The organism is Pseudaminobacter soli (ex Li et al. 2025) (genome assembly GCF_003012705.1).
GTDB lineage: Bacteria > Pseudomonadota > Alphaproteobacteria > Rhizobiales > Rhizobiaceae > Pseudaminobacter > Pseudaminobacter soli.
This window is the reverse complement of sequence record NZ_PXYL01000003.1, coordinates 432,618-452,785: the sequence shown is the minus strand read 5'-3', so window position 1 is coordinate 452,785 and position 20,168 is coordinate 432,618. Positions and strand designations below refer to the sequence as shown.

At 64.1% G+C, this 20,168-nt stretch carries 16 protein-coding genes and 1 riboswitch; of the genes, 6 read left to right on the top strand and 10 right to left on the bottom strand.

Features of this window, described 5'->3' with window-relative positions:
- Positions 1–105: 105 nt before the first annotated feature.
- Positions 106–1,923: an ABC-F family ATP-binding cassette domain-containing protein gene (locus C7I85_RS08335; protein WP_106723488.1), complete on the bottom strand. Its 1,818-nt coding sequence runs from the start codon at positions 1,921–1,923 to the stop codon at positions 106–108.
- A gap of 7 nt (positions 1,924–1,930) precedes the next feature.
- Complete coding sequence (locus C7I85_RS08330) at positions 1,931–2,575, bottom strand: thiamine diphosphokinase (RefSeq protein ID WP_106723487.1); 645 nt, start codon at positions 2,573–2,575, stop codon at positions 1,931–1,933.
- A 115-nt stretch (positions 2,576–2,690) separates the two neighbouring features.
- Positions 2,691–2,812, top strand: a riboswitch (TPP riboswitch).
- Positions 2,813–2,856: 44 nt separating this feature from the next.
- Between C7I85_RS08330 and thiB the strand changes: the two genes are divergently transcribed.
- The 4 genes from thiB to C7I85_RS08310 all read left to right on the top strand — a co-directional run bounded on the left by thiB (position 2,857) and on the right by C7I85_RS08310 (position 8,035).
- Complete coding sequence (thiB, locus tag C7I85_RS08325) at positions 2,857–3,858, top strand: thiamine ABC transporter substrate binding subunit (protein ID WP_106723603.1); 1,002 nt, start codon at positions 2,857–2,859, stop codon at positions 3,856–3,858.
- Positions 3,859–4,034: 176 nt separating this feature from the next.
- The gene (gene thiP, locus C7I85_RS08320; RefSeq protein ID WP_106723601.1) at positions 4,035–5,627 is read left to right on the top strand and encodes a thiamine/thiamine pyrophosphate ABC transporter permease; all 1,593 of its coding nucleotides are present in this window, start codon (positions 4,035–4,037) and stop codon (positions 5,625–5,627) included.
- Complete coding sequence (thiQ, locus tag C7I85_RS08315; RefSeq protein WP_245444845.1) at positions 5,624–6,397, top strand: thiamine ABC transporter ATP-binding protein; 774 nt, start codon at positions 5,624–5,626, stop codon at positions 6,395–6,397. The genes thiP and thiQ overlap by 4 nt, the downstream gene beginning before the upstream one ends.
- A gap of 87 nt (positions 6,398–6,484) precedes the next feature.
- Entirely contained in the window at positions 6,485–8,035 is a 1,551-nt protein-coding gene (locus tag C7I85_RS08310) for a M48 family metalloprotease (RefSeq protein ID WP_428832835.1), read from the top strand.
- 75 nt (positions 8,036–8,110) lie between these two features.
- Here C7I85_RS08310 and C7I85_RS08305 read toward each other — a convergent pair whose 3' ends face one another.
- Positions 8,111–8,971 (bottom strand): RNA polymerase factor sigma-32, encoded by an 861-nt coding sequence (locus tag C7I85_RS08305; RefSeq protein WP_106723486.1) that lies wholly within the window; start codon positions 8,969–8,971, stop codon positions 8,111–8,113.
- 127 nt (positions 8,972–9,098) lie between these two features.
- Between C7I85_RS08305 and C7I85_RS08300 the strand changes: the two genes are divergently transcribed.
- Complete coding sequence (locus C7I85_RS08300) at positions 9,099–10,886, top strand: acyl-CoA dehydrogenase (RefSeq protein WP_106723485.1); 1,788 nt, start codon at positions 9,099–9,101, stop codon at positions 10,884–10,886.
- A 36-nt stretch (positions 10,887–10,922) separates the two neighbouring features.
- Here C7I85_RS08300 and C7I85_RS08295 read toward each other — a convergent pair whose 3' ends face one another.
- The 5 genes from C7I85_RS08295 to C7I85_RS08275 form a co-directional block, all read right to left on the bottom strand.
- Complete coding sequence (locus C7I85_RS08295; RefSeq protein WP_106723484.1) at positions 10,923–11,114, bottom strand: DUF6494 family protein; 192 nt, start codon at positions 11,112–11,114, stop codon at positions 10,923–10,925.
- Positions 11,115–11,304: 190 nt separating this feature from the next.
- Entirely contained in the window at positions 11,305–11,892 is a 588-nt protein-coding gene (locus C7I85_RS08290) for a CarD family transcriptional regulator (protein WP_106723483.1), read from the bottom strand.
- Between the two features lie 380 nt (positions 11,893–12,272).
- Positions 12,273–12,611 (bottom strand): ferredoxin FdxA, encoded by a 339-nt coding sequence (gene fdxA / locus C7I85_RS08285; protein ID WP_106723482.1) that lies wholly within the window; start codon positions 12,609–12,611, stop codon positions 12,273–12,275.
- A gap of 148 nt (positions 12,612–12,759) precedes the next feature.
- Entirely contained in the window at positions 12,760–13,143 is a 384-nt protein-coding gene (locus tag C7I85_RS08280; protein WP_106723481.1) for an RNA-binding S4 domain-containing protein, read from the bottom strand.
- Between the two features lie 12 nt (positions 13,144–13,155).
- Positions 13,156–16,332, bottom strand: a complete 3,177-nt coding sequence (locus C7I85_RS08275) for a helicase-related protein (RefSeq protein ID WP_106723480.1) — start codon at positions 16,330–16,332, stop codon at positions 13,156–13,158.
- Between the two features lie 1,006 nt (positions 16,333–17,338).
- Here C7I85_RS08275 and aqpZ point away from each other — a divergent pair.
- Positions 17,339–18,028, top strand: coding sequence for an aquaporin Z (gene aqpZ / locus C7I85_RS08270; protein WP_106723479.1), 690 nt, complete (start codon positions 17,339–17,341; stop codon positions 18,026–18,028).
- 81 nt (positions 18,029–18,109) lie between these two features.
- Here aqpZ and C7I85_RS08265 read toward each other — a convergent pair whose 3' ends face one another.
- On the bottom strand, positions 18,110–18,832 hold the full coding sequence (locus C7I85_RS08265; RefSeq protein ID WP_106723478.1) for a beta-ketoacyl-ACP reductase: 723 nt from the start codon (positions 18,830–18,832) through the stop codon (positions 18,110–18,112).
- A gap of 95 nt (positions 18,833–18,927) precedes the next feature.
- Complete coding sequence (locus C7I85_RS08260; protein ID WP_106723477.1) at positions 18,928–20,112, bottom strand: acetyl-CoA C-acetyltransferase; 1,185 nt, start codon at positions 20,110–20,112, stop codon at positions 18,928–18,930.
- Between the last annotated feature and the right edge of the window lie 56 nt (positions 20,113–20,168).

Genomic DNA, 20,168 nt, shown 5'->3' with positions numbered 1-20,168 from the left:
GCCAACGAGTTGGCACCGCCTCCCGGCCCTCCGCTAGGGCTCCGGGCGTTCGACATTCGAAAAGCCAAATCGTTGGCTTTTCGCCGACCTACGGTCGGACATGTCTCACCCCTCCAGTTCTTCGCGCAGCATTTCGAGCTCCAGCCATTCGTCTTCCATGCTGGCAAGCGAGGCGCGCTCCTTGTCGAGCGCCGCGATGGTCTTCTGAAAACCCTTCGGATCGCGATCGTAAAAAGCCGGATCGGCAATGTGGTTTTCCAGCTCCGCGATGGAAGCCGACACCGCCGCCATCTTCGATGGCAGGTTTTCGAGCGCGAATTTCTGCTTGAAGGACAGTTTTTTGGACGGCGCCTTGGGCGTGAATGCAGCCGCTTCCGCGCGCGGCGTCTCCGCCGCCTGCTTGTTGCGCGTATCCCGGCGATCGTTCAGATGCGTGCCGCCGCGCTGGGCCAGCATGTCGGAATAGCCGCCGGCATATTCCAGCCAGCGCCCGTCGCCTTCCGGCGCGATCACGCTGGTGACGGTGCGGTCGAGGAAGTCGCGGTCGTGGCTGACGAGGATGACAGTGCCGGCAAAACCCGCCACCAGTTCCTGCAGCAGTTCCAGCGTTTCCATGTCGAGGTCGTTGGTCGGTTCGTCGAGCACCAGAAGGTTCGCCGGCCGTGCCAGCACACGCGCCAGGAGCAGCCGAGCGCGCTCGCCACCGGAAAGCTCGCGCACCGGCGTGCGCGCCTGCTCGGGCTTGAACAGAAAGTCCTTCATGTAGGAGACGACATGGCGCTCTTCGCCATTGATGACGAGGTTTTCGCCGCGGCCGTCTGTCAGATAATGCGCCAGCGTCTCTTGCGGGTCGACCGACTCGCGTTTCTGGTCGAGCGTGGCGATCTCAAGATTGGTGCCGAGACGCACCGACCCGGTGTCGGGCTGCATTTCACCGGTCAGCATCTTCAAGAGCGTCGTCTTGCCGGCACCGTTCGGCCCGACCAGACCGATGCGGTCGCCGCGTTGGATGCGCGTGGAAAAGTCCTTCACCACCGTCAGATCGTCGAAGCTCTTCGAAATGTTCTTCGCCTCGATCACCAGCTTGCCGGACTCGGCAGCATCGCTTGCCACCATGGTTGCCACGCCTTCGGCACCCTTGTGGCCGCGGAAACGCTGGCGCATGGTCTGCAGCTCGCCCAGGCGGCGCATGTTGCGCTTGCGCCGCGCGGTGACGCCATAGCGCAGCCAGTGCTCCTCACGCACGATCTGACGGCCGAGCTTGTGCTGCTCGCGCTCCTCTTCCTCCAGCACTGCGTCGCGCCATTCCTCGAAATGCGCAAAGCCCCTTTCGAGCCGACGTGTCTGGCCGCGATCCAGCCAGACGGTGGCTTTCGAGACGCGCTCGAGAAAACGGCGATCGTGCGAGATCACGATCAGCGCGGAGGAAGAACGGACAAGCTCGTCTTCCAGCCATTCGATGGTTTTCAGGTCGAGATGGTTGGTCGGCTCGTCGAGCAGCAGGATGTCGGGCTCCGGCGCCATGACGCGCGCAAGTGCTGCGCGCCGCGCCTCGCCACCGGAAAGGTCGTCCGGGCGCTCGTCGCCGGTGAGGCCGAGATGCTCCAAGAGGTAGGTCGCACGGTACGGATCGTCGGCCGGTCCAAGACCCGCCTCGACATAGGCGCGCACATTGGCAAAGCCGTCCATGTCCGGCATCTGCGGCAAATAGCGGATGGTGGCAGTGGGCTGGCGGAATACCTCGCCGTCCTGCGGCTCCACCATGTCGGCGGCGATCTTGAGCAGAGTCGACTTGCCCGAGCCGTTGCGGCCGACGAGCGCGATGCGATCGCCGGCAGCAGCCGAAAGAGAGGCTCCGTCGAGCAGCGGCGTGCCGCCAAAGGTCAGCTTGATGCCGTCGAGATTGAGAAGCGGTGGCGCCATGTCGTCTTCAATGCTGAGAAAGTGGATCGGGATGGGCAACGAGGATGGCGCGGCCGCGCTCAAGCGAGATGCGCAAGGTGCCCCGCACCTCGTTGGAAAGGGTGAGTGACGAGCCGAAAGGCACCTCGACCCGGTCGAGCGGCCATTTGGCCCCCTCTTCGGTGAGGCCGGAAAGTTCGGAAAACCCGAGCACGGAAAACAGCGTTCCGTCGGCATAGTCGAAAGCCGTGGTGCCCGGCAGCAGGGGATGCCCTTCCTGCGTACCGCTGGTCAACAGCGTCGGCGTGCCGGCCTCGGCCAGCTTGAGCGCCAGCGCCAGATGCAGGAAGGCATGGTCGCCGCGCGAGCCGCCAAAGGCGCCTGCCAGCACAAGCGAGGTCGCGCCACGCTCGAGCGCGACTGCTATGGCAAGCTCACCGTCGGTCTTGTCCTTGTCGGCCGGGAAAGTCAGCCTTTCGACGCTCTCAAAGCGCTTCGACTGCTCGCTGTCGGCGGAATCGAAATCGCCGACCCAAAGCTCCGGCGTCACGCCCAGCGTCTCGGCATGGCGGATGCCGGAGTCGGCCGCGATCACGCGGGCGCCGGCGATCTGGGCGTCGAGGCGCGCGGTGCGGACGAGATCGCCGCCAAGCAGGATGAGAAATCGGCTCATGGTGGCTCGCCTCCTATCACGCCCCGCACCCTGAACGGAAGGCGCACGTTACGCCTTTGCGTTGAGTTGCGATCAACACCCGCTTGCGCCCGGGCCCGCTTCGCCCTAGTTTCACAAAGCTCTAACGGGGTGCCGGACGCGGTTTCGCGAACGGCTGAGAGGCAAAGGGGGACACCCGGCCAACCCGCTGAACCTGATCCGGTTTGTACCGGCGGAGGGATTAGACGCATCGGATGCCCGGCGCTTCAATTCCCTTTCAACACGTGAAGAAGGATGCGCCGATGCGCACAATGCTGTTCTCGCTCGTCTCGACCCTGGCCGTTGCGGCCGCTTTGCCGGCGTTCGCCGCCGACAAGCTCACCATCTACACCTATGAAAGCTTCACCTCCGAATGGGGCCCCGGCCCGCAGGTGAAGAAGGCTTTTGAAGCCGAATGCGGCTGCGAAGTCGATTTCGTCTCGGTGGCCGACGGCGTGGCGCTACTCAACCGCGTCAAGCTCGAAGGCAAGTCGACCAAAGCCGACATCGTGCTCGGCCTCGACACTAACCTGACGGCCGAAGCCAAGGAAACCGGCCTGTTCGCACCCTCGGGCGTCGATCTCACCAATGTGAAAGTACCAGGCGGCTGGAGCGACGACACCTTTGTGCCTTTCGACTATGGCTATTTCGCCGTCATCTACAACACCGAGACGCTGAAGAACCCGCCGAAAAGCCTGAAGGAACTGGTGGACGGCGACGCGAACGAGAAGATCGCGATCCAGGATCCGCGCACCTCGACGCCGGGTCTCGGCCTGCTGCTCTGGGTCAAGTCCGTCTATGGCGACAAGGCGCCGGAAGCCTGGGCCAAGCTGAAGAATCGCGTGCTGACGGTGACACCGGGCTGGAGCGAGTCCTACGGCCTGTTCACCAAGGGCGAAGCGCCGATGGTGCTGTCCTACACCACCTCGCCCGCCTATCACATGGTCGCGGAGAAAACCGACAAGTATCAGGCCGCGCCCTTCGAGGAAGGCCACTATCTGCAGGTCGAGGTCGCCGGCATCACCACCACCGGCGCGGAAAACCCGCTGGCGAAGAAATTCATGGAATTCATGGTCAGTCCCGGTTTCCAGGACACCATCCCCGAGACCAACTGGATGTTCCCAGCCGGCAAGACCGAAAAGCCGCTCGACCCCGCCTTCGACAGACTGGTCAAGCCGGCCAAGACGCTGGCCATCAGCGCCGAGGACATCACCGCCAACCGCAAGGCATGGGTGGAAGAGTGGCTCGGCGTGATGAGCAAGTGAGCGGAAGCCGCAGCATATCCTCCCCCCTTGAGGGGGAGGTGTCGCCGCAGGCGACGGAGGGGGGTGCCGGAGGCAGCGCGGGGCTTGATCCAAAGTCGAGCACGGCCGCATCGCCCCCTCCCCCGGCCTTCGGCCGGACCCTCCCCTCAAGGGGGAGGGAGGCGCGCGACTCCCGCATCACGGCGGGCGTCATCGCGCTGGGGGCAATTGCCATTCTCATCGGCGGCGCATTCGTCGGGCTGATCCTCGAAGGTGTCAATGATCTCTCCGGCGCGATTGCCGCCTTCGACGGCTATCTGTTCCGGGTCGCCCGCTTCACCCTGTGGCAGGCGGCACTGTCGACCTTGTTCTCGGTCGTCCCGGCGCTGTTCGTTGCACGCGCGCTGTCACGGCATCCGCATTTTCCGGGACGCGGCCTGATCCTCCGGCTCTTTGCCGTTCCGCTGGCGCTGCCGGCCATAGTCGCCGCGCTCGGCGTGCTCGCGCTCTATGGCCGCGCTGGCTATCTGGCCGGCTTGCTCACAAAAATCTCCGGCGGAGATTGGCCGGGCATCTACGGCCTGTCGGGCATTCTGGTCGCGCATGTGTTCTTCAACCTGCCGCTCGCCACGCGGCTGTTTCTCGAAGCGCTGAACGCGGTGCCGACCGACCAGTGGCGGCTGGCGAGCCAGCTCGGCATGAGTGCCCGCGCCGGCTTCCGGCTGATCGAATGGCCCGCGCTGCGCGCCAGCCTGCCGGGCGTGGCCGGGCTCGTCTTCATGCTCTGCATCACCTCCTTCACCATCGTGCTGACGCTAGGTGGCGGGCCGCGTGCCTCGACGCTTGAGGTGGCGATCTACCAGTCGCTGCGCTTCGACTTCGATCCGGCGCGGGCGGTGGCACTGACGCTGCTGCAGATCCTGCTTACCCTGGCCGTGGTCGCCGTGCTGATGCGGCTCGGCGCCAATGTCACCGGCGACGCCAACCTCTCGGTTGCGCCACGCCGCTACATTTCGTCGGGCCGGGGCGAAACCGCGCTCGACGCTGCCCTGATCGCGCTTGGGCTCGCCTTCGTCGCCGGGCCGATGCTCGCGACCGTTCTGTCGGGGCTGGAGTCTGACCTTATGCGCCTCGCCGGCGAGGCAACGGTGCAAAGTGCAGCCGCCACCAGCCTGATCCTCGCCTGCCTGGCGGCCCTGCTCTGCGTGATGCTGACGCTTGCGCTCGCCATGGCGCGCCGTGCATTGCAGCTGCAGCGCAAAGCCGCCGGCGAAAAGAGCTTCCTGGAGCACATGACCGATACCGGCGCAGGCTTCGTGCTGGTCGTGCCGCCCATCGTCATCGGCGCGGGCTGGTTCGTGCTCCTGCGCCACGCAGGCAATGTCTTCGCGCTGGCGCCGGTCATGGTGGTGACGGTCAATGCCGTGATGGCGATGCCGTTTGCGCTGCGCGCCGTGCGCCCTGCCTATGATGCAGCCAGCGAGCGGCACGAGCGGCTGTGTGCCCAACTAGGCATCCGCGGCTGGAGCCGGCTGAGGCTGATCGAATGGCCGGTGCTGCGCCGCCCGCTGTCCACGGCCTTTGCGTTTGCCATGGCCCTGTCGCTCGGCGATCTCGGGGTCATCGCACTGTTCGGCAGCGATTCTGTGCAGACCCTGCCCTATCTGCTGCTTGCCCGCATGGGTGCATACCGCACGGCCGATGCCGCAGGGCTTGCCCTGCTGCTCGGCCTCATCTGCCTGGCGCTGATGGCGCTTGCCGACCGGCTCGGAAAGGACACCGCGCAATGAACTCGCCCATGCGGCCCGGAGGCGTCGACATCAGGCTGGAAGAGGTGACCTTCACCTATGAGGACATGCGCATGCGCTTCGATGCTACGATCGAGGCAGGCCAGATTACCTCGGTGATGGGGGCGAGCGGCGCGGGCAAGTCGACTTTCCTCAATCTCGTAGCCGGCTTCGAAACGGCAACTTCCGGCCGCGTGCTGATTGGCGGCGCCGACGTCACCGCCGCGCCGCCTTCGGCGCGGCCGATATCGATGGTATTCCAGGAGAACAACCTCTTTGCCCATCTGACGGTCGAGCAGAACGTCGGGCTCGGCCGCTCGCCGGCCTTGAAGCTAGCCGAGGCCGACCGCACTGACATAGCCGATGCGCTTGGCCGCACCGGCCTGGCCGGCAAGGAAAGGCGGCTTCCACGAGAATTGTCCGGCGGCGAGCGCCAGCGCGTGGCGATTGCTCGCGTGCTGGTGCGCGACCGGCCCGTACTGTTGCTGGACGAGCCCTTTGCCTCGCTGGGCCCCGCATTGCGGGAGGACATGGTCGATCTCGTTATGTCCGTTCATAGAGAGCGAGGCATGACTGTTGTATTCGTGACACACCAGCCGGAGGACGCCAGGCGAATCGGCGGAAACCTGCTGTTTCTCGAACAGGGAAAGGTCATTGCGGCCGGCAAAACCGAGGAATTTTTCGGCAAAAACGGCCCGGAAGCCTTCAGAAACTACATCGGAACCGGCAACGCAGAGCCACAAAGCCAAGAATTCGCCCGGAAGCCGACATAATTTATGGCCAGAGCAGCCCAAGGGACCGACATGGATTCTTGTTTTGCCAAGAGGAGTATGTCTAGGTCCCTGTAGTAGCGGTTCGCTATGCTTTGCGACCCGCGACGTGACGAAAGGAATGCGGCTCTGACGATCTGCCTGATCCCTGCCGGAGAATCTCTCTCGCCGGTGCGCGTGAACGCGCGCCGGGCGATCGCTGTCGGCCTGCTGTCGCTGGTCGCCGGTTGCCAGGTGCTGAGCGGCGGTGACCTCAAGGAATCCGGGTTCCAGCCTTCGAACAATCCGATCACGGTCGACAGCGTCTCGCGCAACGACCGCTTGGCCGAGCTCGCCAAGAGCCAGCATCCGCGCATTCTTGCCACCTACGGCGGCGAATATTCCGACCCCAAGCTGGAGCGCATGGTGGCCAAGGTAGTGGGCAACCTGACCACCGTGTCGGGCAACCCGACCCAGACCTACCGCATCACCATCCTGAATTCGCCCAACGTCAACGCCTTCGCGCTGCCGGGCGGCTATCTCTATGTCACGCGCGGCCTTCTGGCGCTCGCCAACGATTCCTCCGAGCTTGCCGCCGTCATCGCCCATGAAATGGGCCACGTGACCGCCAATCACGGCATCCAGCGCCAGCAGAAGGAAGCCGAGGAGGTTTTGGCCAACAAGGTGGTGACCGACGTGCTCGGCGAGAGCCCTTCGGCCAGGGTCGCGCTGATCCGCGGCAAGCTGCGGCTCGCCCAGTTCTCGCGCAACCAGGAACTGGAGGCAGATGCCATCGGCATCAAGGCCAGCGGCCAGGCTGGCTTCGACCCCTATGCCGCCGGCCGCTTCCTGCAATCCATGGCCGCCTATAGCGACTTCCGCTCGGTCAGCGGCGCGACCGACCCGAGCCTCGACTTCCTGGCCAGCCATCCCAACACGCCGCAGCGCATCGAGCTGGCGCAGCGCCATGCCCAGCTGGTCGGCCCGCTCGGCACCGGCATGCGCGATCGCGACTCCTTCCTCGCGGGCATCGACGGCATGCTTTACGGCGATACGCCGGAAGAAGGCTATGTGCGGGGCACCACCTTCCTGCACCCGCGGCTTGGCGTCTCCTTCTCGGTGCCGACCGGCTTCGTCATCGACAATACGGCAGCCGCCGTCACCGCCACCGGTCCCGGCGACATGGCCATCCGTTTCGACGGGGTCAGCATCGATCGCAAGATGTCGCTGCCCGACTATCTGCGCAGCGGCTGGGTGGCCGGCCTCGACGGCACCAGCGTGCGCCCGGAGACGATCAACGGCAGCGAGGCGGCCACCGCCACCGCGCGCGCCGACGGCTGGCAGTTCGGCATCACCGTCATCCGCGCCGGCGACCAGGTCTACCGCCTGCTCACGGCAGCTCCGCTTGCCAGCACCTCGCTCACTTCGGTGTCGCGCTCGGTCAGCGACAGTTTCCGTGTGCTGACGCCGGACGAGAAGGCAGCGCTGAAGCCGCTGCGCATCCGCATCGTCACCGTGCAGCCGGGACAGACCATCGGCACGCTGGCCGCCAATATGGTGGGCGTGGACCGCAAGCTCGACCTGTTCCGCGTGCTGAACGGCCTTGCGCCCGGCGCGACCGTCTCGGCCGGCGACAAGGTCAAGATCGTCACGGACAAATAAGATCGGCGCCCGCGAGGGGCGCCGAACGTTGAATCACGGGAGGGCTGGTCCAGCCTTCCGGATGCGATCGCGAAGTCAGGCCGACAGGAACGCCGGGCTTTCCTTCACCAGCGCCGTCTTCAGTTTTTCGAGCGCCCGGCTTTCGATCTGGCGAACGCGCTCCTTGGAGATGCCGAGCGTCTCGCCCAGCGCCTCCAGTGTTGCGCCTTCGTCCTGTAGCCGGCGCTCCTCGATTATGCGCAGCTCACGCTCGTTGAGCACGCCAAGCGCCTTCTTCAGCCAGTCGAGGCGGCGCTCCACGTCGATCGCCTCGCCGACAACCTCGTCGGGCAACGGATCTTCCGAAACCAGGAAGTCCATGCGGTCGGCCGAGCCGCCGCTGTCATCGATCAATGGCGCGTTGAGCGAGGCATCCGGGCCGGAAAGCCGCGCATCCATCATCGCCACATCCGCTTCCGAAACGCCGAGCGCAGTTGAAATCTCCTTGTAGAGATCACTGCTCGACAGCACGTCCTGTCCACGCGCCAGGCGCGCGCGCAGGCGGCGAAGATTGAAGAACAGCGCCTTCTGTGCCGAGCTGGTGCCGCCGCGCACGATCGACCAGTTCTTCAGTATGTAGTCCTGCATGGAGGCCCTGATCCACCAGGTCGCATAGGTGGAGAAACGCACATCACGGCCCGGCTCGAAGCGAGCTGCCGCTTCCAGGAGGCCGACATGGCCTTCCTGTATGAGATCGCCCATCGGCAGGCCGAAATGGCGGAACTTGGCCGCCATCGAGATGACCAGTCGCATGTGGGCAGTGGTGATGCGGTGCATCGCGGCCTGATCCTGATGCTCCTTCCAGCGCAGGGCAAGTTCGTGCTCCTCACCGCGCTCGAGATAGGGGGCCCGCATGGCCGCCCTGATCATGGTACGCCTAGCCTTATCTTCGGTCATGCTGTGCGCTCCCAAACTCTGGCGCAATTACGCTTCTACTCTTTTACGCTGCCGTTTCCGGCGTGGGATTGAAGTGACACCTACCCGCCCTACAAGCTTTGCAACGCCCAGACCGAAGGAATGTTCCATGATATCCGTCGACCGCGCCGACCTCGCATTCCAGCTTTTCGACGCGCTGCCGACCGCGAGTCTCGCCGCTTTGCCACGCTTCGCCGACTATGATCGAACCGCTATGGATGAGGTGCTCGACACGGCCGAACGCATCGCCATGGAGCACTTCCAGCCGCATGCGGCGGCGCTCGATCTCAACGAACCGCGCTTCGAGGATGGCAAGGTTGTCATGGACCCGCAGGTGGGTGCGGCGCTTGCTGTCTACCGGGAAGCCGGCTTCTTCGGCGCCGGCTTCGATCGCGAATGGGGCGGCGCACAGATGCCCGAGACGCTGCTCGGCGCCGTCAATTTCATCTTCTCCATGGCCAACATTTCGACTGCGGCCTACCCGCTTTTGACGGCGGGCGCGGCCCACCTCATCGCGAGCTTCGGCACCGACGAGCAGAAGGAGCGGTTCATGAAGCCGATGATCGAGGGGCGCTTCTTCGGCACCATGTGCCTGTCGGAGCCGCAAGCCGGATCGTCGCTGGCCGAATTAACGACTAGGGCCGAGCCGCGCAGCGACGGCAGCTACGAGCTGACCGGTCACAAGATGTGGATCTCCGGCGGCGACCACGAAATGTCGGAAAACATCATTCACATGGTGCTGGCCAAGATCCCCGACAGTCCGGCCGGAGTGAAAGGCATATCGCTTTTCATCGTCCCGAAATTCCTGATCGAAGACGACGGCTCGCTTGGTGCGCGCAATGGCGTGGCGCTTGCCGGGCTGAACCGCAAGATGGGCTATCGCGGCACCACCAATGCCGCGCTCAATCTCGGCGAGGACACGCCTTGCATCGGCTATCTGGTCGGCGAGCCTGACAAGGGGCTGAGCTACATGTTCCAGATGATGAATGAAGCGCGCATCGGCGTCGGGCTCGGCGCCACCGCACTCGGTGCCGCCGGCTACCGTGCCTCGCTGCTCTATGCGAAGGAGCGACCGCAGGGCCATCTGCCCGGCAACTGGAACCCGGAGAGCCCGCCAGTGACGATCATCGAGCATGCCGACGTCAAGCGCATGCTGCTGGCGCAGAAGGCGGCGGTTGAGGGGGCGCTGGCGCTGTTGCTCTATGCTGCCTTCCTTGTCGATGCCATCAAGGCGGCACCCAATGTCGAAGCCGGTCATGACAGCCGGCTATTGCTCGACCTGCTCACGCCCATCGCCAAGTCGTGGCCGTCGGAATTCTGCCTCGAAGCCAACAAGCACGCCATCCAGGTGCTCGGTGGCTATGGTTACACCCTCGACTATCCCGTCGAGCGGCTCTACCGCGACAACCGCGCCAACTCCATCCACGAAGGCACGCACGGCATCCAGGGGATCGATCTGCTCGGGCGCAAGGTGATGCAGGAGAACGGTGCCGGCATGAAGGTGCTGGCGGCACGCATCATGGCGGACGTGACCCAGGCTCATACCCATCGCGAGCTCGCTGCCCATGCCGAGGAGCTCGCCGCGCATCTTGGCGAAGCGGTGGCCACCACCGGCAAGCTCGCCGGCACCGTCGGCACCGACCCGCGGCTCGGCCTTGCCAATGCGAGCCTCTATCTCGACATGATGGGCCATGTCGTCATCGCCTGGATGTGGCTTCGCCAGGCCATGGCCGCGCTGCGCAAACGGGGCGAAGGCGTCGACGCCGATTTTATCGACGGCAAGCTGGCCACCTGCCGCTACTTCTTTCTTTATGAATTGCCCAAGGCACGAACCCAGCGCGCGCTGCTCGACAAGCTCGACGACACCACGCTGGCGATGAAGCCGCAGTGGTTCTGACGAACACCCGCCTCCGCTGCTCAGCCTATCGAGGTCTCAGTCGAGCCTGATCTCGCCATCCACGACGTGATGAAGATCGACGCCTTCGGCCGTCAGCGTCATGCGCACACGCAGATTGCCGCCCTTTATCTTGCCGTCCCGCACCGCCATTTCGAGGGCGCGCTGGGAGGTGACGCCGACCTGCTTCAGGAATTTGCGGATCGACATGTTGAAGACGTCTTCGTCCATGGCCGGCCTCCTGTCTTGCGAAGGTCTTCGATCTTAGGCCTATGCAGGCGGAAGGCAAAGAAGACGTCGCGGCATCAATCACCGTGGGATGCCTATCGCTTTCCCAAGGAGTCAATGCTCAGGTCACGAACAAAAAAACCCGGCGTCGCCGCCGGGTTTCTTAAAGCCGTGAAAGCTTCGCAGGCGCGGCTTATGCCGCTTCTTCCTGCTCGGTTTCCTCGTTGTCGGCCTCGGCCTTGGAGCCGCGCTTGGGGCCCTTGGCGAGGTTGGTCTCGATCATGCGCACTGCCTCGGTCTCCGACAGGCGGTTGACGGCCGCGATCTCGCGGGCCATGCGGTCCAGCGCGGCTTCATAAAGCTGGCGCTCGGAATAGGACTGCTCGGGCTGGTTCTCGGCGCGATAGAGGTCGCGCACGACTTCCGAGATCGAGATCAGGTCGCCGGAGTTGATCTTGGCATCGTATTCCTGCGCGCGGCGCGACCACATGGTGCGCTTCACGCGGGCGCGGCCCTGCAGCACCTTCAGCGCACGATCGACATAGTCCGTCTCCGACAGCTTGCGCATGCCGATCGACGTCGCCTTGGCGACCGGCACCTTCAGGCGCATCTTGTCCTTCTGGAAATCGATGACGAAGAGCTCCAGCTTGTGGCCGGCCACTTCCTGCTCGTCGATCGCCATGATCTGGCCAACGCCGTGTGCCGGATAGACGATGTACTCGCCGGTCTTGAAGCCGTGACGGCCTGCTGCGGATTTCTTCTGCGTGGTTGCGGTTGCCATTACGCCCTGAACTCCTTTTGTGGCGCCGGCTCGGCCGGCACACCTGTTGCACGGCCGAACTGGCCGTGTAGTCGGGATACCGCAAGACAAAACAGGCAAACGCGCTCCGGGAAGAAGCCGGGGACCGGCAAACGACATGCATTGCGTTTGCCCAGCCCAAGTCACCTTGGTCCGAAGTTCGTGTTCACCTTTCAGTGATTAGGGCGTTGCGCCATAAATCGACAGCGTGTCAGCGGCATGTTGACCCTTTCCTACCACAAAAAGTTGAAAGAATCAAGATTTTGCCGCATGCGCGGGCGCAGCCCCGCGATGCAGGGCCGTCATGTCGACTCGTGATCTAGAGCGCGGATTGCGAAGGGCAAGCGCGCGCAGGCGAGTTGTCAGTTTCCTTCGCCGGGCTCCGGCGAGAAGAATTTCTCGAACTTGCCTTCGACCCCGTCGAATTCCTTGGCATCGGCAGGCGCGTCCTTTTTGGACGTTATGTTCGGCCACTTCGAAGCGTATTCGGTATTGACCTCAAGCCACTTCTCAAGACCGGGCTCGGTATCGGGCTTGATGGCGTCGGCGGGGCATTCGGGCTCGCAGACGCCGCAGTCGATGCACTCGTCCGGATGGATGACGAGCATGTTCTCGCCTTCGTAGAAGCAGTCGACCGGACACACCTCGACGCAGTCCATGTATTTGCACTTGATGCAATTGTCGGTCACGACATAGGTCATGGTGCTGCTCCGGGACTCTGGTCCACTCCTGATAATATGGGGGTCAGGTAACCGCTTTGCGAAGGTCTTGCAAGGGCGGCCATGTCGCATAAGGGCGACATCGGGGAATGTCTTTTCACAAACCCGCCAGGACGCGCGCCGATGATCTTCAGTTGTCGCGCAATCGGTCGATTTGACGGCGCTGACGCTTGGTCGGGCGGCCGCTGCCGGCGTCGCGCACGGGCACCAGAGCGTCCGGCAAGGCCGGATCGCGGGCAGCCTGAGGCGGCGACAGATCCTCGTAGAGCAGCCGCGCCTCTTCGGCCGGGCCGCGCCGGGTACCCGGCAGCAGCACCTTGTAGACCAGGATGCGCTGGTCGAGCGTGATGGTCAGGACGTCACCTGGCTTAACGGAATCCGCTGCCTGGCTCGTCTTCTCGCCATTGATGCGCACGCGGCCCATCTGGGCGATCTTGGCGCCCAGGGACCGCGATTTCACCGCACGCGAGAAGAACAGCCATTTGTCGATGCGCTGGCGACCTTCGGCAGCCATCGACGCCTACACCTACTTCTTGAGCTGGTCGCGCAGCGCAGCCAGCTTGGCGAAGGGCGAATCCGGATCGATGCGGACGGGGCGCTCCTCACGCGGCTTTTGCTGGAAACCGCCCTTGCCCTGGGCCTTCCCGCCGCGATCGTCGCGCCGGTCGGGGCGCCCGCCCTCGCCGTTCGGCCGGCCGCCGGGCTTGCCCTTGTTGAACTTGCGTTCGAACCGTTCCTTGCCGCCTTCGCGCGCCTGGCCGTCGCCACGCTGCTCATTGCGCCGGTTGGCGTTATCGCCGCGCGCTTCGGCCTGGCCGCCACGCTGGCGATTGTCGTGCCGGTGGCGCGGACGCTGCTCGAAGCGCGCAACGCGCCACAGCAGGATCGGCTTGGGCTCTTCGCCGGCTTCGGACGCGGCCTCAGCCGGTTCAGCCGCGGCGACTGCAGTCGCTTCAGCAGCAGCCGCAGCCTCTGGGACAGCCTCGGCAACGGGCTCGGAAGCTGGCGCAGCGGCCTGTTCGTCGCGCTCGGCTACAACTGCCTCGGCAGCTTGCTGGGCGGGCTCGGCATCGGCCACAGCCGCTTCTGCAGCTTCCGCCGCAGGTGCTTCGCCTTCCGCCGCAGGTGCCTCGCCCTCCGGAGCCGCGGCAGCCTGCTCGGCAGCCGCCTTCCGTGCCGCTTCCGCGGCAGCGGCCTGACGGGCGGTCTCGTCGAGCGCCTCGAGCTTGGCCTTCACATCGGCTGCGGGCTTGGCGTCGGCGCGATAGCCCAGGCCTTTGAGGATTTCTTCCATGTCGTCGGCGGTGGCGCCGAGGATCGACATCATGGCCGGCGTCACCAGGAAGGCGCTGCCGTCAAAGGCGCCGTCCGGACGCGCGCCAATGCCGGCCTTCCAGGCCAGCGCCGGGCGGATGAGGTCGGCCAGACGTTCCAGAATGTCGACGCGCACGGCGCGGCGACCGAGCATGCGGAAGCCGGCGAGCTTGTAGAAGGCCTTGTCGAAGGCGGGATCGACCACCACCGAAGTGCGACCGGCGGCCAGTGCATGCACCACGTCGCCAAAGCCGGGCTTGTCCTTGCCGTCGTTCTTCAGCGCCCATAGCAGCGTAATGAGACCGGCCGGGCCGGGCTTGAGCAGGGTCGGCACGAAGATATGGTAGGCGCCGAAGCGCACGCCCAGCCGACGCAGGCTGGCGCGGCCCTCCTGGTCGAGCGACTTGATCTCCTCCGCGATGTCGCGACGGTTGATCAGGCCGAAATTCTCGACGAGCTGGAAGGCGATGCCGCGCGCAATGCCGGTCAACTGCTCGGCGCCGCGCAGGTCGAACAGCGGCTTCAGCGCGGTCTCGATCTGGAAATTGACGAAGCGTTCGGCGCGAGCCGCGACCTTGTCGCGGGCGGGGCCGGTCAGTTGCTCGTCGGCAAGCAGGATGACGCGCGGACGCAGCGCATCCTCGGTCGACACCAGCGTGCCGATCGGCGCACCGATCCAGCGCAGCGTGCCGTCGGAGCCCAGCGCAAGATCGCCATTGGCGCAGGCCGAGAAACGCTCGGCACGCGTTTCGAACTCGGCGCCGAGCGCCTTCTGCGCGGCTGCCCGGATGGCCTTGCCGTCTTCGCCGCCCGCACTCTGGTCGGCCGTGAAACGGAATCCTTGCAATTCCCCGACGTGATGGCCTTCGACGAGGACGGTTCCGGTTGAGCTGATTTCGGCTTCTAGCATTGTATTTTCTCTAAGGCGGCGCATGAGGACGGAAGTCCTGCGATCTACGAAGCGTTTCGTCAACCGTTCATGCAGTGCATCGGACAATCTGTCTTCGATTTCCCGTGTCTTTTCCTGCCAATGTAGCGGATCGGCCAACCAGCCAGGGCGGTTTGACACATAGGTCCAGGTGCGGATTTGGGCAATGCGGTGTGACAGCGTATCGATATCGCCGTCCGTCGTATCGGCGCGGCGGACCTGTTCGGCCATGTAATTCTCGTCGACATGGCCGCGATCGGCAATATCGACGAAGATCGAGGCGACGAGATCGGCATGCTGCGCCGGCGCGATGCGGCGGTAGTCCGGCAGCGCACAGACATCCCACAGCAGGGCCACGCGATCGCGGCGGCTGGCGCGCCGGGTAATGTCGGAATCGCGCGACAGATGCTCGAGCGCCTGGGCGTCGACCGCCGGGAGCGCCCGCGTCAGCCCCTCAACGGGTGCAATCGTGTCGATGGAGCGCTTGAGCGCATCGATGCTGGCGAAATCGAACTGGGCGGTGCGCCATTGCAGCACCTTCACCGGATCGAAATCATGCGCCTCGATTTTTTCGACCAACTCCTCGTCGAAGGGATCGACCTGGCCGGTGACGCCAAAGGTGCCGTCGCGCATGTGGCGGCCGGCGCGGCCTGCGATCTGGCCAAGCTCCGAAGCTGTCAGGTTGCGGAACTGGAAACCGTCGAATTTGCGGTTCTGGGCGAAGGCAACATGGTCGACATCGAGGTTGAGACCCATGCCGATGGCATCGGTGGCGACCAGATAGTCGACGTCGCCGGACTGGTAGAGCGCCACCTGGGCGTTGCGGGTGCGGGGCGAAAGCGCGCCCAGCACGACAGCTGCCCCACCGCGCTGGCGGCGGATGAGCTCGGCGATGGCATAGACCTCGTCGGCCGAGAAGGCGACGATGGCCGAGCGGCGCGGCAGGCGCGTCAGCTTCTTGGAGCCGGCATAGGCAAGATGCGACAGGCGCGGCCGCGTCACCACCGAAATGCCCTTCAGTAGCTTTTCCAGGATGCCGCGCATGGTGGCCGCACCCAAGAGCAGCGTTTCCTGCTTGCCGCGCAGATGCAGGATGCGGTCGGTGAAGATGTGGCCGCGCTCGAGATCGTTGGCCAGTTGCACTTCGTCGATGGCGACGAAGGCGGCATTGGTCTCGCGTGGCATCGCCTCGACCGTGCAGACCGAATAGCGCGCCGTGGGCGGGATGATCTTCTCTTCGCCGGTGACGAGCGCAACGTTGTGGGCGCCCACTTTCTCGCAGACGCGGGTGTAGACCTCGCGCGCGAGCAGCCTGAGCGGCAGGCCGATGACACCGCTCTCATGCGCCACCATGCGCTCGATCGCCAGATGCGTCTTGCCGGTATTGGTCGGCCCCAGCACAGCCGTCACGTCACGCCCGGAAAGGACGAGCGGGGCATTCTGCTTCGGATGCATATTCATCGGGAGCTGGGCGGCCTTTCTGGCTCGACGTTAAGCTGGCATCCGGCGGAGCAGGACAGGCGGCTTTCTTGAGGCGAGGACGATGAACTCATGATCGGGTCGCTTTGATAACGACAGATAGTGGCTTGGGCCCGGAAACAAAAGCCCTAAATCTTCGGCAATTTGACGGCTGGAACGACTCTGGAACGAATCGGCGACGAATCGCTGACTCCATTAGATTCAGCTTTTGTTCACGGCCACATCTAGGCGGAATCGGCGCCCATCACACCACATGCTGAATCGGCGAGGACAGCGCGCCGACATCGGCATCGACCGCTCGCCGTTGCACTAGCTGAAAAGCACATTAACAGATTGAAATATAACGATTTTATAGCGCCTCCATCGAGGCTTAGCGCAATCCGCATTAACGGATCGGCCAAAGGAGGAACGAATCGGCGACGAATCGCTGATTCCCATCTTTTCCCCTTTTGTTCACCACTAGATGTGCGCCTTGACAGGATTTGCGCATCCATATGCTGAATCGGAGAACCGCCCTTTTGCCGCTTCTTCGCCGCAGGTATTAACCTTTGGCGCGGCCCTGTCTCCGACCCAGTTCCCGGCAAGCCGGCGCAAGTAAATCCTTTACGGAGATTAAGCAGAGATTGCCGCAGCAGGCGGCATCTGTCGCAGTCCGCGTTAACGTTCCGGCCAAAGGAAGAACGAAGCAGCGACGAATCGCTGATAGGGGCCGTTTCCCGCTTTGTTCACCGCTACATGTTGCGACACGGGCAGAGCCACATACCAATCGCCGCCGAACCGCCCCGCCTCGACCGACAACTGCGTCGCGTCGCGTTAACAATATCGCCTCATTTCGGCACAACAAATCGAAAGATCGGCAAGATCACGGCCCTCTATAGCGAAATAATTGTGACAATTGCCTCGAGCAGTCGAGCACTGGCCTGGACCGCATTGTCTTCGTGCCGATTTCATGACTCCTTTTCAAGGCTTGGCATCAGGAGGCTAGACAATGTCCAAACGTTTGTTGGCCGAACTCCTCGGCACTTTCTGGCTTGTATTCGGTGGTTGCGGCAGTGCCGTTCTCGCCGCGGCATACCCCGGTCTCGGCATCGGGTTCGCTGGCGTTGCGTTGGCGTTCGGGTTGACAGTCCTGACGATGGTCTATGCGGTCGGCGGAATCTCCGGCGGCCATTTCAATCCGGCCGTGTCGGTCGGGTTGACGGTTGCCGGCCGCCTGCCGGCCCGGGACCTGGTTCCTTACATAATCGCGCAGGTGGTCGGCGCGATCATTGCTTCGACCGTTCTTTACGTCATCGCCAGCGGCAAGGCAGACTTCACGCTCGCCAACGGCTTTGCGGCAAACGGCTATGGCGAGCACTCCCCGGGCGGCTACCCGTTGAGCTCGGCGCTGCTGATGGAGGTCGTGCTGACCTTCCTGTTCGTGATGATCATCCTCGGCGCCACCCACGGCCGTGTCCCCGCCGGCTTTGCCGGCATCGCCATCGGCCTAGCGCTGACCCTGATCCATCTGATCTCGATCCCGGTGACCAACACCTCGGTCAATCCGGCCCGGTCGACCGGTCCGGCCCTGTTCGTCGGCGGCTGGGCGCTGCAGCAGCTCTGGCTGTTCTGGGTCGCTCCTATGGTCGGCGCTCTGCTCGCGGGCATTGCGCACAAGACGCTGTTCGAGAAAGATTGAGGGCAGCCAAGCCCCAAATAAAAACGGCGCCCTCGGGCGCCGTTTTTCCTTGTATGCCGGGCACATGCCAATGCCGCCGGCTCACGACAAATACTGGCCGCCATTGGCGGTAATCGTCGAGCCGGTGATGAAGCCGGCCTCGTCGGAGGCGAGGAACAGGACGCAGCGCGCGACTTCTTCTGGCTCGCCGAGGCGCCCCACGGGGATCTGCGCAACGATTGCCTCGCGCACCTTCTCGGGCACGGCCATCACCATGTCGGTACCGATATAGCCGGGGCAGATGACGTTTACGGTGATGCCCGCCCGCGCGCCCTCCTGCGCCAGCGCCTTGGTGAAGCCGATATCACCGGCCTTGGAGGCGGAGTAGTTGGCCTGGCCGGCCTGACCCTTCTGCCCGTTGATGGAAGAGATGGTGATCACCCGGCCGAACCTGCGGTCGCGCATGCCGCTCCAAAGGGGATGGGTCATGTTGAAGACGCCGTTGAGATTGGTACCGATCACCTCGTTCCACTGCTCGCGGGTCATCTTGTGGAACATGGCATCGCGGGTGATGCCCGCATTGTTGACCAAAATGTCGATGGGGCCGAGATCGGCCTCGACCTTCGAGAGGCCCGCCGCGCATGCATCGTAATCGGCGACCGACCATTTGTAGACCGGAATGCCCGTCTCCTGACTGAACTTCGCCGCCGCTTCATCATTGCCGGCATAGTTGGCCGCTACTTTGTAGCCGGCATTTTTCAACGCAATGGAGATCGCAGCACCTATGCCGCGCGACCCGCCGGTGACGATTGCAGTTCTGGTCATGACGTTGCCTTCCCATTGTTTTAGTTGACAGTCACAGCCCGTTCCCTGGGGCCTAAAACGAAACGGGCGGCCTCAGCCGCCCGTCAATCCCTCTATCAAAGTGCTTCGACACACATGGCCACGCCCATGCCGCCGCCTATGCATAGGGTGGCGAGCCCCTTCTTGGCCCCTCGCCGGCCCATCTCGTAGACCAGCGTGTTGAAGATGCGTGCGCCCGAGGCGCCGATCGGGTGGCCGATGGCGATCGCGCCGCCATTGACGTTTACGAGATCCGGGTTCCAGCCCATGCTCCTGTTGACGGCGCAGGCCTGGGCGGCGAAGGCCTCGTTGGCCTCGACCAGATCGAGATCCTCCGGCTTCCATCCGGCCTTCTCCAAGGCCTTGCGCGAAGCCGGGATCGGCCCGGTGCCCATGATGCTCGGGTCGACGCCCGCCGTCGCCCAGGAAACGATGCGCACGAGCGGCTTGATGCCGCGACGTGCGGCCTCTTCTTCGGTCATCAGCACAACGGCTGCGGCGCCGTCATTGATGCCGGAGGCGTTGGCCGCCGTCACCGTGCCTTCCTTGTCGAAGGCGGGCTTGAGCTTCTGCATGGCCTCGAGCGTCGCACCGTGGCGAATGTATTCGTCATGCTCGACGATCGTGTCGCCCTTGCGCGACTTGACCGTGACCGGGACGATCTCGTCCTTGAACCTGCCGGCCTTCTGCGCGGCCTCGGCCTTGTTCTGCGAGGCGAGCGCGAAGGCGTCCTGATCCTCGCGGGTGATCTGGTGCTGGCGCGCGACGTTCTCGGCGGTGATGCCCATGTGGTAGCCGTTAAAGGCGTCCCACAGACCGTCCTTGATCATCGTATCGATCATCGAATAGTCGCCCATCTTCACGCCCGCGCGCAGATACTGGCAATGCGGCGCCAGCGACATCGATTCCTGGCCGCCGGCAACGATGATCTTCGCGTCGCCGGTCGCGATCTGCTGCATGCCGAGCGCGATGGCGCGCAGGCCCGAGCCGCAGACCTGGTTGAGGCTCCAGGCGGTCGTCTCCTTGGGCAGGCCGGCGCCGATGGAGGCCTGCCGGGCCGGATTCTGGCCCTGCCCTGCCTGCAGCACCTGGCCTAGGATGACCTCGTCCACTTCCTGAGCTTCGACCGATGCACGTCCAAGCACTTCCCGGATCACGACAGCCCCAAGCTCATGGGCAGGCATGGTGGCGAAGGAGCCGTTGAAGGAGCCGACCGGGGTGCGGGCGGCACTGGCAATTACGATTGCGTTCGAGGCTGACATTTTCGTCTCCAGAATGGGTTGCCGCAAGGTTCTCTCCGTCGACTTTTCTTGCCCTT

Coding starts and splice junctions, on each gene's coding strand:
- C7I85_RS08335 (WP_106723488.1), bottom strand. CDS start 1,923: ATGGCGCCACCGCTTCTCAATCTCGACGGCATCAAGCTGACCTTTGGC.
- C7I85_RS08330 (WP_106723487.1), bottom strand. CDS start 2,575: ATGAGCCGATTTCTCATCCTGCTTGGCGGCGATCTCGTCCGCACCGCG.
- thiB (WP_106723603.1), top strand. CDS start 2,857: ATGCGCACAATGCTGTTCTCGCTCGTCTCGACCCTGGCCGTTGCGGCC.
- thiQ (WP_245444845.1), top strand. CDS start 5,624: ATGAACTCGCCCATGCGGCCCGGAGGCGTCGACATCAGGCTGGAAGAG.
- C7I85_RS08310 (WP_428832835.1), top strand. CDS start 6,485: ATGCTTTGCGACCCGCGACGTGACGAAAGGAATGCGGCTCTGACGATC.
- C7I85_RS08305 (WP_106723486.1), bottom strand. CDS start 8,971: ATGACCGAAGATAAGGCTAGGCGTACCATGATCAGGGCGGCCATGCGG.
- C7I85_RS08300 (WP_106723485.1), top strand. CDS start 9,099: ATGATATCCGTCGACCGCGCCGACCTCGCATTCCAGCTTTTCGACGCG.
- C7I85_RS08295 (WP_106723484.1), bottom strand. CDS start 11,114: ATGGACGAAGACGTCTTCAACATGTCGATCCGCAAATTCCTGAAGCAG.
- C7I85_RS08290 (WP_106723483.1), bottom strand. CDS start 11,892: ATGGCAACCGCAACCACGCAGAAGAAATCCGCAGCAGGCCGTCACGGC.
- fdxA (WP_106723482.1), bottom strand. CDS start 12,611: ATGACCTATGTCGTGACCGACAATTGCATCAAGTGCAAATACATGGAC.
- C7I85_RS08280 (WP_106723481.1), bottom strand. CDS start 13,143: ATGGCTGCCGAAGGTCGCCAGCGCATCGACAAATGGCTGTTCTTCTCG.
- C7I85_RS08275 (WP_106723480.1), bottom strand. CDS start 16,332: ATGAATATGCATCCGAAGCAGAATGCCCCGCTCGTCCTTTCCGGGCGT.
- aqpZ (WP_106723479.1), top strand. CDS start 17,339: ATGTCCAAACGTTTGTTGGCCGAACTCCTCGGCACTTTCTGGCTTGTA.
- C7I85_RS08265 (WP_106723478.1), bottom strand. CDS start 18,832: ATGACCAGAACTGCAATCGTCACCGGCGGGTCGCGCGGCATAGGTGCT.
- C7I85_RS08260 (WP_106723477.1), bottom strand. CDS start 20,112: ATGTCAGCCTCGAACGCAATCGTAATTGCCAGTGCCGCCCGCACCCCG.